The following is a 14,783-nucleotide window of genomic DNA, read 5'->3' on the forward strand; positions in this document are numbered from 1 at the left end:
GCCGGGTTCTCCCGGTCCGCCTGTCGGGTTGACGCATTGAAGCCTCTGGGACAGTGCTGCCATCGCTCTGCGGCTATGCTGCTGCCGGCTGCCGTTCCGCTGCCGTTTCACATACGTGCCGCTCAAGGGGGTTGGCGCCGTGACAGACGCGCCCGCGGGCCTCGCGCTGAGGTTCGAGATCCTCGGCGAGGTCCGGGCCCTGCGCGGCGACGAGCGGCTCGATCTGGGCCCCGCCAAGCAGCGTGCGGTGCTCGCGGTCCTGCTGCTCGAGGCGGGCCGGCCGGTGCCGACCCACCAGATCGTCGACGCGGTGTGGGGCGACGGGCCGCCGGAGAACGGCGCCAACGTCGTGCAGAAGTACGTGGCCGGGCTGCGCCGGGTGCTGGAGCCCGACCGCTCGCCGCGTACCCCGGGCGAGCTGATCGCGCTGACCGACGGCGGCTACGTCCTGCGGGCCGACCCCGGGACGCTGGACGCCGAGCGGTTCCAGTCCGGCCTCGCCCGGGCCTCCGCGCAGCGCCGGGCCGGGCAGCTCGTCGAGGCGGGCGAGACGCTGCGCGAGGCGGTCGGGCTGTGGCAGGGCGAGGCGCTCGCCGGGCTGTCGGGGCCGGTCTTCGAGGCCGCCCGCAACCGGCTGACCGACGCCCGGGCCACCGCCTGGGAGAAGTGGGCGGACATCGAGCTGGCCCGGGGCAACCACACGGGGCTCATGCCGGACCTGGTCCGGCTGGTCGAGCAGTTCCCGCTGCGCGAGGGGCTGCGGGCCCAGCTGATGATCGCCCTGCACCAGGGCGGGCGGCAGGCGGAGGCGCTGGCGGTGTTCCGCGACGCCCGCGCGTACTTCCTCGACGAGTTCGGCGTCGAGCCGGGCGAGCGGATGCAGGAGACGCACCGGCGCATCCTGCGCGGCGAGCCCTTCTACTCCGAGCCCGTCGACCCGTGGGCCGCGAGCGACGACATCCCGGTGCCGGCCGGCCCGCCGCCCGCGCCGGCCACCCCGGTCGCCTCCGGCTCGCTCGTCGTGTCGCCGTCGGCCTACGTACAGCAGTACGTCCCGCCGGACCCCACCGCGATCGTGCCGGCACCCGCGTCGCCGGGCCACCCGCCGCTGCCGTGGGGCGGTGCCGCCGCACCCCCGCCGCCGGCGTACGCGGCGCCGCGCCGGCGGTTCCCGGTCGGCGAGGTCATCTTCGCCGCGCTGATCCCGCTGCTGTTGTGCTCGTTCGGCAGCTGGATCTACTTCGTGTACGCGGGCGCCCGGCGCCGCGACCGGCGCCAGTTCCTGGTCGCGGCCGGCTACGGCGTGCTGTTCGTGGTCGCGGTCATCTTCGCCGCGATCGACCCCACCCCGGTCGAGAGCACCGAACTGAGCACGGCGGAGTGGATCGGCGCCCTGATGATCATGGGCATCGCCGTCGCCGCCTCAGTGCACGGCGCGGTCCTCGCCTCACACCCCGGCGACACCCCGAAGACCCGGAACCTGCGCGAGCAGGCCCGCCAGTTCGCGCTCTTCGACCCGGCCCGCGCCCGCCAGCTGGGCATCGGCCGGCCGGACCTGCTGCGCGCCTTCGACGACGGCGGGCTCGTCGACGTCAACCACGTGCCGGGGCACGAGCTGGCCCGGCTCCCCGACCTGAGCTCGGAGCAGGCGCACCGGATCGTGATGGACCGCCTCAACCGCGGGCCGTACGCCCGGCCCGAGGAGCTGATCGCGCGCGGCGTCCTGCCCGCGCGGACGGTCGCCCGGCTCGCCGGCCGGCTGATCTGCCTGCCGCCGGCCGCGCTGGACACCCCGTCGGGCTGGCGCTCGCCGCACTCGGCGCCGCACGGCTGAGCCGGCGGCGCGGGACCGTCAGCGGGAGCCGGCGGCCAGCAACTGCCGGCGGGCGACGTACTCGACGAGCTCGATCAGGACGTTGCGGGCGGCCAGCGGCTGGCGCGCGTCGAACTCCACCACCGGAACGTCGGGGTCGAGGTCGAGCGCCCGGCCGACTGCCTCGGCGCCGAACCGGCGCTCCGTGTCGAAGCAGTTCACGGCGACGACGAACGGCGTGCCGCGCTGCTCGAAGTAGTCGATCGACGGGAAGCAGTCCGCCAGGCGGCGGGTGTCGGCGAGCACGACGGCGCCGAGCGCGCCCTGCGACAGCTCGTCCCAGAGGAACCAGAACCGGTCCTGCCCGGGCGTGCCGAAGAGGTAGAGCTGCAGATCCTCGGTGATCGTGATGCGACCGAAGTCCATCGTCACCGTCGTCGTTCGCTTGCCCTCGACGCCGGAGGTGTCGTCGGCGCCCTCGACGCCGGTCAGCACCTCCTCGGTCTGCAACGGCCGGATCTCGCTGACCGAGCCGACCATCGTGGTCTTGCCCGCACCGAACCCGCCGGCGATGAGGATCTTGAGCGCGACCGGGATGCGAGAGCGCGTGCCGTCTCGGTCAGAGCGCACGGAGTCCATTGACAACCGCCTTGAGTACGTCGACGTCGTGCGGCTGACAGGCCGCTGGGGGCTCGTAGAGCGAAATGAGTCCCGCTGAGCGTAGATCACCCAGCAAAACCCGGACCACTCCGAGGGAGAGGTCCAGTTTGGAGGCTAGTTCCACAATCGGCGTCGGCTCGCACGCCGCGCCGACGATCGCATGATGCTCCGGTTGTAAAGAAGGCGACGGTGCCGCCTGGTTCATCGTCGCCACCACGAACGCGACGAGGTCGAACTCCCCGCCGGCCGGGGCGACCCGGCCCTGCGTCATCGCGTACGGCCGGACCACCGGACCCGCGTCGTGGTCCAGCCAGTCGTGCGGCGCGCGGAACGGGTCACCGCGCATGGGACCCGTTGGGTCGTTCGGGTGCGTCCATCGTCTGGCCGACCCGGACCACGAGCATGGCCATCTCGTACGCGATCAGGCCCAGGTCCGCGTCGCTGGTCGCGACCACCGCCAGGCAGGCGCCCAGTCCGGCCGCCGTGACCAGGAGGAACGCGTCCTCCATCTCGACGACGGTCTGGCGTACCGGGCCGGCCCGGAAGTGTCGGCTCGCCCCCTTGGCCAGGCTCTGGAAGCCGGCGGCCATCGCGGAGAGATGCTCGGCGTCCTCCCTGCTCAGAGCGGCGGATGCGCCCATCATGAGCCCGTCCGCCGACAGCACCACCGCCTGCTGCACCGACGGCACCCGCTCGACGAGGTCGTCGAGGAGCCAGGTGAGGTTGGCGCTCTGGTGGTTCGTCGTGTGTGCCACTATGCGTCCTTCTCCGGCCGGTTCTCAGGGTTCTCGTGGTTCTCATCGGGCGCGCTGTCGTAACCTGCGGAAATCCCGGCCGCCACCGGGCTCTGCACCGCCGGGAACGTGACGGTAGCCGCCTCCGACAACGCCTGCGCCCCCAACGTCTCCTGTTTGTCAGTGACTGATGTCTCGTCTGGTTTCGCCGGGCCCTTTCCGGCGTTCAGCGCGGCCGCCGCGAGGCGGCCCTCCGATGTGCCGCGTTGCAGCGCGCTCATCAGGCTGCGTACCTGCTCCGGTGAACGGGACGTGCCGGCGGTGACGCGCTCCGCGACCGGGCCGCGCAGTTGCGGCGCGAGGCTGGCCTGCCGTACCCGCCTAGGCAGCAGCGCCTCGTCGAGCTCCTCCGGCGACTCGTCGGCGCCCTGCGGTACGAGATCCGCCGCGGGCTCGATGCCCGGCGCGAGGAGATCCGCCGCGAACGGGTCGGGCCCGAACAGTTCGGACTCGATGCCCGACGGGCCGGCGTCCGCCGCGGGAACGATCGGGTCGGGCTCGGCGCGCGGCGCGGGGATACGGGGACTGAGCGGCGCCGGGGCGGGGCCGGGCAGGGCCGTCGGACCGTCGCCGTGCCGCAGCGGGAGGTCGCCCGTCAGCCCGTTGCCGGCCGGCGGAAGCTCCATCGGGGTCAGACCGGCGGGCGAGGTCAGGTTCGGCGGAAGCAGTGCCGGCGGCGCCGCGGGCCCGCCCTTCGCGGGGCGCGGCCGGGTGCGGCGGCGCTGCACCAGGCCGTCCTCGGTGAGCCCGTCGACCACCGCGCTGGGGCTCGGCCCGCTCGGCGGGGCCGGCCGCTGCAGGTCGACGGCCGTGTCGGCCAGGTCCGCCAGGTCCGGTCCGGTCGTGGCGGTTCCGTTGATCGTCACCGGCCGGCCGGCCACCGAGATGGAACGCAGCTCCTCGGTGCCCTGCCACTGCAGCTCCGCGAGGGAGGGGCGCGAGGGATCCTCGGTGCCGGTGCCGACCAGCGGGCGGTCCCAGGACTTGTCGGCCGGCGACGGCCCGATCGGCAGCGCGTTGCGTCCCGGTCCGGGCGTGACGAGATCGCCCGGAACCAGCACGACCGCGGTCACCCCGCCGTAGCCGCTCGTGCGCAGCGACACCCGGATGCCGTGCCGGTTGGCCAGCTGGGCGACCACGAAGAGGCCGAGCCGGGCGCTGTCCGCCGGGTCGAAGTCGGGCGGCTCGAGCAGCTTGCGGTTGGCCTCGGCGAGCCCCTCCGGCGACATGCCGAGGCCGCGGTCCTCGATCTCCAGGGCGTAGCCGTTCGGCAGGACCTGGCCGACGACCTGGACCCGGGTGCGGGGCGGGGAGAACGAGGCCGCGTTCTCCAGCAGCTCGGCGACCAGGTGGATGACGTCGCCGACGGCCCGGCCGAGCACCGCGGCGCTCTCGATCGAGACGATGTCGACCCGCTTGTAGTCCTCGACCTCGCTGATCGCGCCGCGGACCACGTCGATCACCGGCACCGGGTTGCGCCAACCGCGCCCGGGCGCGGCGCCGGCCAGGATCACCAGGTCCTCGGCGTGGCGGCGCATCCGGGTGGCGAGGTGGTCGACGCGGTAGAGGTCCTCGAGCTCGTCCGGCTCGGTCTCGCGCCGCTCCATGCGGTCGAGCAGCGCCAGCTGGCGGTGCAGCAGGGTCTGGCTGCGCCGGGCGATGTTGAGGAAGACCTCGTTGATCCCGCGCCGGACGTTGGCCTCCTCGACCGCCGACTGCACGGCCGTGCGCTGCACCTCGTTGAACGCGCGGCCGAGCTCGCCGATCTCGTCGCGGCCGTACTCCATGGGCGGGGTCTCGACCTCGACGTCGACCGCCTCGCCGCGCTGCAGCCGCCGGACGACCGACGGCAGCCGCTCGGTGGCCATCTCCAGCGCCTCGCCGCGCAGCCGGGTCAGGCGCCCGACCATCGAGCGGCCGACGCGCAGCGACACCACGACCGAGATGACGACCGCGATCAGGCCGAGCAGGCCGGCCAGCCCGAGCCGGATGAGAACCTTGGTGGCGACCGGGATGGCCTCCTGCGCGAGCGAGTCCGCGGCGTTGATCTCGAACGCGCGCACCTGCTGCACCGAGGTGTCGAAGGCCGGCTGCCACGACGCGGCCGGCACCGGCACCGCGAGGCCGGGGCGGCTGTCACTGACCAGAATGTCCTGCAGCTCGCGGAGCCGGTTGAACGAGGCGCCGTTGCTGACCTGCCGGTACGCCGCGCGGTCGCGGTCGGGCAGGTCCTGGACGCCCTGGGTGAGCAGGTAGCGCGAGGTGGCGATCGACTGGAGCAGCTCGGTGCGGCCGGCCGGGCTGAGCTTGCCGGCCGCCAACGCGCCCGCGACCAGCGAGTCCGTGCGGTTGAGGTGTTCGCGGCCGCGCCCGATCATGGTGAGGCCGCGGATCTGGCGATCGATGCGCTCGTCGTTGAACGTGGCGAGCGCCGCGTACATCTGGAACGTGCCGTCGACCATGCCGTTGTAGAGGTTGTGCGCGCCGATCGGGTCGACCGCGCGGCGGTCGATGTGCTGGCGGTTGGTGGCCAGCCCGTCGAGGTCGGAGAAGACCTGCCGGATCCGGGTCTCGAGCGTGTCGGTCGCGGCGCCCCGGGCCTCGTCGCTGGCCGCGGTGCGCCGGAAGTCGGCGGCGGCCCGGTCGGTGGCGGCGCGCTGCGCGGCGAGCGCGGCGGCGCTGCTCTTGGGGTCCGAGAGGAACTCGACGGAGAGCCGGCGCTCGCGCTGCAGCTCGCCGGTCAGCACCTCGCCGGGGGCGCCGACGGTGTCCAGCAGGGTCTGTGCCGACATCAGGTTGAGCGCCGGACCGACGGTCAGCGCCGTCGCGAAGATCCACAGCGCGAGCAGTGCCGCCAGCGGCACCGCCACCATCGCGATGATCTTCGAACGGATCGACCAGTTGCGGGTTCTCATCAGACTCCGCCCGAGGGGATGCAGGACCTGCGCAGCGCAGGCCGATCACGACCGTCGACGCTTGTTAACGGCCGTTTTCGAGCTGAGCACGCCTTCGGCAGGATACGTAATGGAGGCGATCGGAGCTAGCTCCAGTACGTGCCATAATAAAGCGGACTGTCCTAATTGTCCTGGGGGAACGACATGCGTAACAGGTCGCTCTTTGGCAAATCTCACGACAAACAGCCCCGCACCGGCCCGGCCGCGCCGGGGTCGCCGGGCGACTTGTCCGCTTCCGGTCAGTCGAGGGGCGCCGCCGGGCCGGCGACGGTCCACACCGAATCGGGTTCTCCGGCCACACAGACGGAGGGTTTTCACGCCGGGCTGTCGAATCGGATTGATGACCCTGGTTGGGTGGGCATATCCAGGGGTGAAGAAGGAGGAATCCGATGTCCCCCACTGTCGTGATCATTCTCATCGTCGTCGCGCTGCTGGTCGCCGCCGCCACCGTCTACGGCGTACGCGCCAGCCGCCGTAAGCAGCTCCAAACCCGGTTCGGCCCCGAGTACGACAAGGTGGTCGGCGACGCCGACAGCCGCTCCGAGGGCGAGCGGGAGCTCCGTGAACGCGAGAAGCGGCACGCCGACCTCGAGCTCAAGGAGCTGTCCGCCGAGTCGAAGGCGAAGTACTCGCTCGCCTGGGAAGAGGTACAGATCCAGTTCGTCGACTCGCCCGGCGAGGCCGTGTCGACCGCCGACGGGCTGGTCACCAGGCTCATCGCCGAGCGCGGCTACCCGACCGGCGACTACGACGACCAGCTGGCCAACCTCTCCGTCGCGCATGCACGGACCCTCGAGCACTACCGCGACGCGCACGCGATCAGCGAGCGCAACGCGGCCGGCGAGGCGAACACCGAGGACCTGCGGCAGGCCCTGGTCCACTACCGCGCACTCTTCGCCGACCTGCTCGGCGAGAACCCCGTCCGGACCGACAGCGCCGAGTCCCCACCGGCGGTACCGAACCAGAAGATCAACAACCACGACAGCGACGTCGCGGGCTCGCGTCCCGACGCCACGAGCCGCTGAGGAGCCCTGACCATGCGATTCTTCTCCAACGACGCGCGCGAAGCCGACGACGAGCTGGCGCACGACGAGAGGCCCGACCGGGTCCAGTCCGACCCGGTCGCGGTGCCGAACCAGCGTCCGCCGTCGCCCTGGTCGAACACGCCGTCGACCGGCGACGCGGCGGCCGACGACGAGCCGCGCGACCCGGCCGCCGACGCGGTTGACGAGGACGACACGACCCGGGCCGAGGAGCGGACCACCGCTGTCGGCGTCGCGTCTCCCCCGGAGAATCGGTGGGGCACCGTGACCACCGCGGACACCCCGTATGCGGGCAGCCCCGCCGCCACGGAAACGGCGGAGACCCGGCTCGATGACGAGGACCGGGTGGACGCACACGACCACGGCGGACCGGCCGACGATGTCGACGTCCCGCTGGACGAACCGGCCAAGGGCGACGCGTCCGAGGAGGACGAGGACGCCGAGGAGGCGCGGGCGCGGTCCGGCGAGGGCGACTCCGACAAGGCCGAATCGGACGACGACGAGGACGAGGAGAAGGCCGAGAAGGACGTCGACGGTACTGAGGCCGTCAGCGAGCCCACCGACGAGGCCGAGGCCGACGCGTCGGCCGACGACGAGACCCGCGCGGCCGACGCCGACGAGCCCACGGATGAAGATCGGGTCGACGCCCCCGAGGCCGTCGTCCCGGTGACCGACGCCCCGCTCGCGGCCGACGACACCCCCGCGACGGACGAGCCCGCCGCGGCCGACACGGCCGTTGCCGCCGTACCGGTGCCGGTCGGTGCGGCCGCGACCGCCGCGGTCGCCAAGGCCGAGACGATCTTCGGCGCGGACGACGCCAGGTCGTTCCAGGAGCGCTGGCGCGAGGTGCAGCTGCACTTCGTCGACAGCCCGAAGGACGCGGCCGCCGAGGCGACGACGCTGATCGACGAGGCCGTCGACAAGCTGACGGCCGGGCTGAAGGCGCAGCGCGACGACCTGATCGACGACACCGAGGACACCGAGCGGCTGCGCCTGCAGCTGCGCGGGTACCGGGACATCCTCAACCGCATCCTGAGCCTGTAGCCGCGGGCGCTCCGGCCGCGTGCCCCCGGGCACGCGGCCGGTGCCATGCTGGGCTGATGCGCGCGTCCCGGCTCGTCAGTCTGCTGCTGTTGTTGCAGGCGCGTGGGCGGATGACCGCGCAGGAGCTCGCCGGCGAGCTCGAGGTGTCCGTGCGGACGGTCTACCGCGACGTCGAGTCGCTCGGCGCGTCCGGCGTGCCGATCTACGCCGACCGGGGGCCGGCGGGCGGCTATCAGCTGCTCGACGGCTACCGCACCCGCTTGACCGGCCTGACCGGCGACGAGGCCGGGACGTTGTTCCTGGCCGGGATGCCCGGGCCGGCCGCGGAGCTCGGCCTCGGCTCGGTCCTGGCGGCCGCGCAGCTCAAGCTGCGTGCGTCGCTGCCGGGCGAGCTGGCGGACCGCGCCGATCGGGTACGCGAGCGCTTCCACCTGGACGCGCCCGGCTGGTTCCGGGCCGACGAGCCGACACCGCACCTGGCCTCGGTGGCCGACGCGGTCTGGCGGGAGCGGCTGCTCGAGATCCGCTACCGGCGCTGGAAGGCGCCCCGCGAGGTCGACCGGACGGTGTCGCCGCTCGGCCTGGTCCTGAAGGCGGGCCGGTGGTATCTCGTGGCCCTGTCCCGCGACCGGGTCACGGCGTACCGGGTGGCGAACGTCCTGGAGGCGGCGCTGCTCGACGAGCCGGCGCGGCGCCCGCCGGACTTCGACCTCGCCTCGTTCTGGAGCGCCTGGACCGAGCGGTACGAGCGCAGCGTCTACACCGCGCAGGCGACGGTGCGGATGACGGTCGCGGCCCTCGACCGGATGAGGTACCTCTTCGCACCGGAGATGTCGCGGGTGGCGCACGACTCGGCCGGCCCGGTCGGCGACGACGGCCGGCTGACCACGATCGTGCCCATCGAATCGACAGCGCACGGCCACACGGAGCTGCTGAAGCTGGGCGGCGACGCCGAGGTGCTGTACCCGCCGGAGCTACGCGAGCGCTTCGCCGAGACCACCCGCCGCCTCGCGGACACCTACCTCGCAGCGAACCCTCCGTCCACGGGCGACACCACCGACCCGACCGGGCCGGCGGGCGAACTCGCCGCGCCGGCCGGACGGGATCAGGCCGTCGACGCCTCGACGTAGACCTGCTGGGTCTCCACCTCGGTGGGTGAGGACGGCGGCACGTCAGGATCGGTCGGCGCGGTGGTGGTCGGCTTCGTCGACGGGTCGTCCCCGTCGCCGGCCGTCTTCGAAGGGGTCGGCGACGACGTCCGCACCGGCGGGGTCGGCGACGTGACCGACGCGGACGGAGACGGGCTGACCGAGGTCGGCGTGGGACGCGCGGTCCTGGTCGACCTGGGCTTGCTGCCGGGATCGGTCCCGGTGTCGATCACCTCGGTGTCGGTCGGCGAGTCGCCGGCGCCGAAGCCGCCACGCGGCGTGCCGTTCTCTTGGACGGTCACGGACGACGCCGGCCGGTCCGGTGTCTGAGACACCTGGCCGAACTGCGCGCCGAGCCACATTGCCGGTCCGAGGCCTATCGCGACGATGGCCCCGAAGAGCGCCATCGGTCCCCGATCCATAGCGCCCCTCCCCCCTGTCAGTGACAATCATCGCTTCCCGTTCGGCCTGCTTCTACCCCATTAGGGCGAACGGTAAGCGGATGACGCCGAACCCATCATGACGCCCGGTGACAACTCGGTTACTCGTGAGTCGGGCATGCGACCCACTACCAAGCAGCACGCTTCCGGGCCGCGAACGGTTCAGCAGGGAGGGTGACTATCTGGTACGGGACAGAAACGCTACGGCGTCGTCGAGCGCGGCCCAGCCGCCGGGCAGCTCGTCGGAGTCGAGCGCGGTCCGCAGCCGCAGCGTGCCGCCGTCGCGCAGGCTGAGGTCCCAGCTCCGGCGCCGGGCCCGGATGGCGCCGGCGATGTCGGCATAGGGCACGAACCGGCTGCCCGGAACGTCGGCATCGCGCTGGGGCGCGTCGGCCGCGGCGAACCGCGCCAGCCGCCGCTTCGCGGAGCCGTTCTGCGAGCGCGGCAGCCCGGGCACCAGGAACAGCCCGGTGTCGACGATCAGCACGTCCGTCCGGGCGCCGTCGACCACCAGGTTGACCACCCCGCCGACCACCTCCGGCCGGGCCTGCGCGACCTCCGCGCCGGGCGCGGCCGCGGCGTCGATGCCGAGGGCGGCAAGCCGCTCCCGGGCGGCGGCGACCGTCGCCGGGTCGCTCGCCTGCGCGGCCAGGCCGCCGAGGTCGAGGTGTGAGGAGTCGGCGGCGACGAGCTCGGCGGAGCCGGTCCAGCTGTGCCGCCAGCGGGCGGCGCCGCTGCGCAGGGCGGCCAGCGCGAGCAGCAGCGTCACCAGTTCGGCCACCCTGCGGGCGGTCTCGGAGCCGGACAGGCCGGTGAAGACGGACTCGGCGGCCTTGTGCAGCCGGCCGTCCGCGGCGAGGTCCAGCACGTCGGCGGCGTTCACCACGGGCTCGCCCGCGGCGCGCGAGATCGTGGCCAGGGCGGCGTCGGCCTCGCGCTGCATCTCGGCGGTCCGGGCCACGCCGAAGAACGCGTCCCAGTCGACGGTGGTGCGGCCCTGCGGCGGGAACGCGACGCCCTGCAGCGCGCGGCCGAGCCCCGGCAGGTCGGGAACGAGCTCCCCGGCGGGCGCGCCGAGCCCGGCACCGTCGCTGGCACCGACGGAGGCCCGCACATCCTGGCCCGCTGCGCCGGTAGCCCCGGCACCCGGCTCCTCGGCCGGCCCGATCGGCCCGGCCGCCTCCGCAACCGAGGCTCCAGCCTGCGCGATCAACGCGCCGGCCGGCGCAGCCCCGGCCTCCGCGATCAAAGCGCCGGCCTGCGCTGCCGAAGCTCCAGCCGGCACAGTCGAAGCTCCAGCCTGCGCGGTCAGGGCTCCGACCTCCGCGATCAGAGCACTGTCCTGCGCGTTGGGAGCACTGTCCTGCGCGTTGGGAGCGCCGGTCGGCGCGGTCGAGACATCGGCTTGCCCGGTCGCAGCACCGGCCAGCGCGGTCGAGGCGTCAGCCTGCGCACTCGCGGCTCCAGCCTGTGCAATCGCGGCTCCAGCCTGTGCAATCGCGGCTCCAGCCTGTGCAGCCAGGGCTCCAGCCTGTGCAGCCGGGACCTCAGCCTGCGCGGTCGGAGTGCCGGCCTGCGCGGTCGGAGCGGCGGACTGCGCGGTCGGAGCGGCGGACTGCGCGGTCGGAGCGGCGGACTGCGCGGTCGGAGCGGCGGACTGCGCGGTCGGAGCGGCGGGCGTCGGGTTCGGGGGTTCGGTCAGGGACAGGGCGGCGAGGCGGTCCGCCACCGGCGGGTGGGTGTCCCAGGCGGGCGGCGTTCCCGGGTCGCGGGCGCGCAGGACCGCGATGTCGTTCGCGCGGGCCGCCAGCACCCGCAGGAAGCCGCCGAAGATGTCGTCCGGCACGTGACCGGCCTGCCAGCCCGGCCCGAGGTACTCGGCGTGGAAGATCCGCTGGAGGGCGTCCAGGGCGGGCAGGTCGCGCAGCACGGCCATCGCCGTGGTGCGGCCCGCGTATTCCGCCGCGATCCGGTCCGCGGCCAGCTCCTGCGCCCGGCTGAACGGCGCGTCGACCCGGCGGTAGAACTTCGCGTAGGTCAGCAGCAGCGGGCCCGCCGGGTTGCGGCGCGAGATGCGCGGCACCGTCCGGGCGACCGCCACCCGGCCCCGGTAGGCCAGCGGCGCCAGCCGGCCCAGCCGGGGCGAGAAGTGGCCGAGCTCGTGCGCGGCGACCGCACGCAGGTGCGCCTCGTCCCAGGCCTGCAGCAGCGGCAGGCCCAGGTAGAGGTCGCGGCGGCCGCCGATCAGGCCGAGCAGGTGGGTGCGCTCGATGAGCTTCGCGGTCGCGTCGGCGACGATCGTGACCCGGTCGGGTGCCCGGGTGCCCGCCGCCGCGGCGGCGCCGTCGAGCAGCGCCCAGAGCGCCGGCGCGTCGGCGCGGGCCACCGGAATGCCGATCGGCTCCCGGCGCCGGGTGTGCAGGGCGCGCCAGGTCGCGTAGGCCATCACGCCGACGGTGGCGATGCAGACCGGAACGCCGAGCCGCAGCGCGGTGCGGCCCGGAAGCATCGACAGCAGCAGCAGGACCGGCACCACGACGAGCGCGAGCTGCGCGCCCGCGACGATCAGGAATCCAGCAAGCCCGGTCGCCGACGCCAGCACCCTCTTCTGCACGCGGGCAAGCCTAGGGGTGGCCTCCGACGGCCCGACATCCGCCGCTCGGCCGTCAGCCATGATCAACGGATCGGACGTGCGGAAATCCCGCCCGAAAAACACATTCCGGTCACCGAGCTCAGTTCCAGCGGATCTCGGGCGACGGATGGAACGCGACGCCCTGGTTGCGCCAGCGCGGCGCGAACGCGGCCAGGCGGGCCCGCAGCGATTCCCAGTCGCGGCCGTCCCGCGGCGTCCAGCCGATCTCCGCGATCGCCGGCAGCCGAGGGAAGGTCATCGTCTCGACGTCGGCCAGGCTGCGCAGGGTCTCCGACCACAGCGGCGCCTCGACCCCGAGCAGCGACTCCTCGCCGACCCCGGGCAGGCGGTCGGCCGGGTCCCACCCGTACGCGCGCTCGACGTCGATGTGGCCCGCCCAGTCCAGGCCGAGCGGGCTGTCCGCGGCGTACTTCATGTCCAGGTAGGTGCGGTCGGCCGGCGACATGATCACCTTGCTGCCGTTCGCCGCCGCGCGGGCCGTGCCGTCGTCGGTCGCCTCGATCCGCCAGTACTGCGGGATAGCGGTCTCCGGCAGCTCCACGCCGGCCATCTCGTGCCAGCCGATCACGCGCTTCTCGTGCTTGGCGACCAGCGGCAGCACCCGCTGGATGAAGGTGCGGTAGTCCTCGGGCGTGGTGGCCTGCGCCTCGTCCCCGCCGATGTGCAGGTAGGGACCCGGCGTCAGCGCGGCGACCTCACGCAGGACGTCCTCGATGAACGCGTACGTGTTCTCCTGGTTCGCGACGAACGAGCTGTAGCCGACCTCGCGGTCGGTGCGCTGCGGCACGGCGAGGCCGTCCGCGGTCAGCTCCGGGTACGCGTGCTGCGCCGCGTTGACGTGGCCCGGCATGTCGATCTCGGGCACGATCGTGACGAACCGCTCGGCCGCGTACGCGACGATCCCGGCATAGTCGGCCTTGGTGAGAAAGCCGGGCCCGGTCCCGTCGACGCCCGTACCCTCGCCGCCGCTGATCTCGGTCAGGGCGGGCCAGCCGTCGATCTCGATCCGCCAGCCCTGGTCGTCCGTCAGGTGCAGATGCAGGTGATTGATCTTGAATTGGACGATCGCGTCGAGGTAGGACCTGATCTCGTCCGGGGTGAAGAAGTGCCGGGCGATGTCGAGCATCGCGCCGCGGTAGGCGAACCGGGGCCGGTCGACGATCTCCCCGCCGGGCAGCACCCAGGCGCCCCGCTGCGGCGTGGCCGAGTCGATCGCGGCCGGCAGCAGCTGCCGCAGCGTCTGCACGGCGGCGAACAGCCCGGCGGGCGCGGCGGCGCGCACCGTCACACCGGCCGCGTCCACCACCAGGTGATAGCCCTCGTCGCCGAGCGAGTCATCGCCGTCGAGCAGCAGGGCGATCGCGCCGGGCCCCTCGCCGACCGGCAGGGCGAAGCCGGTCGCGGGCCGCAGCAGGGCCGCCAGCTGCTCGCCGACCCGTCGCGCCTCGGCCGATCCCGGCGCGGTGCGGATCGCCGTACCCGCATCGATCGTGAAGGTCGCGGCCGGGTCGGGCCGCACCTGCGCCGGCGCCGGGATCACGTCGCCGAGCCCTCTGCGCTCGAATACCGGTTCGCTCACCGTTGCGCCTCCCCGTCTCCCGACCGCCGATCGGTCGGCACGACTCTAAACCCTGTTTCCAGTTTCCGGGGTGCCGCCATGAAGCGCGTCACGCCGCCGCTATCGTGGCGCCATGGCGACCACCACCCGGCCGGCCGTCCCGGCGGACGCGACCGCTCTGCACGAGCTCGCGGCGCGCACCTTCGGGCTGGCCACGCCGCCCGGCACGCTGCAGGCCGACATCGACGCGTTCATCGAGGAACACCTGGCACTGTCCAGCTTCGACAAGTATCTGGCAGATCCGGCCCGGAGCCTGCTGCTGGCCGAGGAGGACGGCGCCACGATCGGCTATTCCATGCTGGTCGCCGGGCCGATTGCCGATCCGGCGCTGGCGTGCACCGTCGCGGCCGCGGGGCCCGGCCCGGCCATCGAACTCAGCAAGTTCTACGTCGACGCGGACAGTCACGGCTCCGGCGTCGCAGGCGCCCTGATGGCCGCGACGCTCGCGGCGGCCGCGGCGACCGGGGCGCGGCACTGCTGGCTCGGCGTCAATCAGCGCAACGCGCGGGCCGTGCGGTTCTACACCCGGCACGGCTTCGAGACCATCGGCACGAAGCGCTTCCTGGTCGGCGAGCTCTGGCACGACGACTTCGTCCTGGCCCGCCCGCTCTGAACC

At 73.5% G+C, this 14,783-nt stretch carries 12 protein-coding genes; 5 read left to right on the forward strand and 7 right to left on the reverse strand.

Translation table 11 applies throughout. The features are described from left to right. Window positions 1-139: 139 nt before the first annotated feature. Entirely contained in the window at window positions 140-1,834 is a 1,695-nt protein-coding gene (locus ACIBSW_RS31485; RefSeq protein ID WP_404799515.1) for a BTAD domain-containing putative transcriptional regulator, read from the forward strand. 18 nt (window positions 1,835-1,852) lie between these two features. On the opposite strand, the gene ACIBSW_RS31490 is transcribed toward ACIBSW_RS31485, so the two are convergent. From ACIBSW_RS31490 to ACIBSW_RS31505, 4 genes are read right to left on the reverse strand one after another with little or no spacing between them, the layout of a single operon-like run. After that, window positions 1,853-2,452, reverse strand: a complete 600-nt coding sequence (locus ACIBSW_RS31490; protein ID WP_354728321.1) for an ATP/GTP-binding protein — start codon at window positions 2,450-2,452, stop codon at window positions 1,853-1,855. Next, complete coding sequence (locus ACIBSW_RS31495; protein WP_354728323.1) at window positions 2,433-2,819, reverse strand: DUF742 domain-containing protein; 387 nt, start codon at window positions 2,817-2,819, stop codon at window positions 2,433-2,435. Before ACIBSW_RS31495 ends, ACIBSW_RS31490 begins: the two co-directional genes overlap by 20 nt. Then, window positions 2,809-3,228, reverse strand: coding sequence for a roadblock/LC7 domain-containing protein (locus ACIBSW_RS31500; RefSeq protein ID WP_184997136.1), 420 nt, complete (start codon window positions 3,226-3,228; stop codon window positions 2,809-2,811). Before ACIBSW_RS31500 ends, ACIBSW_RS31495 begins: the two co-directional genes overlap by 11 nt. Continuing rightward, the gene (locus tag ACIBSW_RS31505; RefSeq protein ID WP_354728325.1) at window positions 3,228-6,182 is read right to left on the reverse strand and encodes a nitrate- and nitrite sensing domain-containing protein; all 2,955 of its coding nucleotides are present in this window, start codon (window positions 6,180-6,182) and stop codon (window positions 3,228-3,230) included. Before ACIBSW_RS31505 ends, ACIBSW_RS31500 begins: the two co-directional genes overlap by 1 nt. A 428-nt stretch (window positions 6,183-6,610) precedes the next feature. On the opposite strand from ACIBSW_RS31505, the gene ACIBSW_RS31510 reads away from it, so the two are divergent. Genes ACIBSW_RS31510 through ACIBSW_RS31520 form a run of 3 tightly spaced genes read left to right on the forward strand, consistent with a single transcriptional unit; the run spans window position 6,611 to window position 9,438 of the window. Further along, window positions 6,611-7,246 carry a hypothetical protein gene (locus ACIBSW_RS31510; protein ID WP_354728327.1) on the forward strand — a complete coding sequence of 212 codons (636 nt, stop codon included), beginning with the start codon at window positions 6,611-6,613 and terminating at the stop codon, window positions 7,244-7,246. Between the two features lie 12 nt (window positions 7,247-7,258). Then, window positions 7,259-8,308, forward strand: a complete 1,050-nt coding sequence (locus ACIBSW_RS31515; RefSeq protein ID WP_354728328.1) for a hypothetical protein — start codon at window positions 7,259-7,261, stop codon at window positions 8,306-8,308. 56 nt (window positions 8,309-8,364) lie between these two features. Continuing rightward, window positions 8,365-9,438: a YafY family protein gene (locus ACIBSW_RS31520; RefSeq protein ID WP_354728330.1), complete on the forward strand. Its 1,074-nt coding sequence runs from the start codon at window positions 8,365-8,367 to the stop codon at window positions 9,436-9,438. On the opposite strand, the gene ACIBSW_RS31525 is transcribed toward ACIBSW_RS31520, so the two are convergent. The 3 genes from ACIBSW_RS31525 to ACIBSW_RS31535 all read right to left on the reverse strand — a co-directional run bounded on the left by ACIBSW_RS31525 (window position 9,414) and on the right by ACIBSW_RS31535 (window position 14,128). Further along, window positions 9,414-9,878 (reverse strand): hypothetical protein, encoded by a 465-nt coding sequence (locus ACIBSW_RS31525; RefSeq protein ID WP_354728332.1) that lies wholly within the window; start codon window positions 9,876-9,878, stop codon window positions 9,414-9,416. The genes ACIBSW_RS31520 and ACIBSW_RS31525 overlap by 25 nt on opposite strands. Before the next feature lie 196 nt (window positions 9,879-10,074). Next, window positions 10,075-12,510 carry a M48 family metalloprotease gene (locus ACIBSW_RS31530; RefSeq protein WP_354728333.1) on the reverse strand — a complete coding sequence of 812 codons (2,436 nt, stop codon included), beginning with the start codon at window positions 12,508-12,510 and terminating at the stop codon, window positions 10,075-10,077. 118 nt (window positions 12,511-12,628) lie between these two features. After that, on the reverse strand, window positions 12,629-14,128 hold the full coding sequence (locus tag ACIBSW_RS31535; RefSeq protein WP_354728335.1) for a beta-N-acetylhexosaminidase: 1,500 nt from the start codon (window positions 14,126-14,128) through the stop codon (window positions 12,629-12,631). Between the two features lie 112 nt (window positions 14,129-14,240). Here ACIBSW_RS31535 and ACIBSW_RS31540 point away from each other — a divergent pair, with 112 nt between their 5' ends. Further along, a complete protein-coding gene (locus ACIBSW_RS31540; RefSeq protein WP_354728336.1) occupies window positions 14,241-14,780 on the forward strand; it encodes a GNAT family N-acetyltransferase in 540 nt (179 codons plus the stop codon). Window positions 14,781-14,783: the final 3 nt, after the last annotated feature.

The sequence above is a fragment of the Actinoplanes sp. NPDC049668 genome (genome assembly GCF_044465445.1).
In the GTDB taxonomy this organism is placed as follows: Bacteria; Actinomycetota; Actinomycetes; order Mycobacteriales; family Micromonosporaceae; genus Actinoplanes.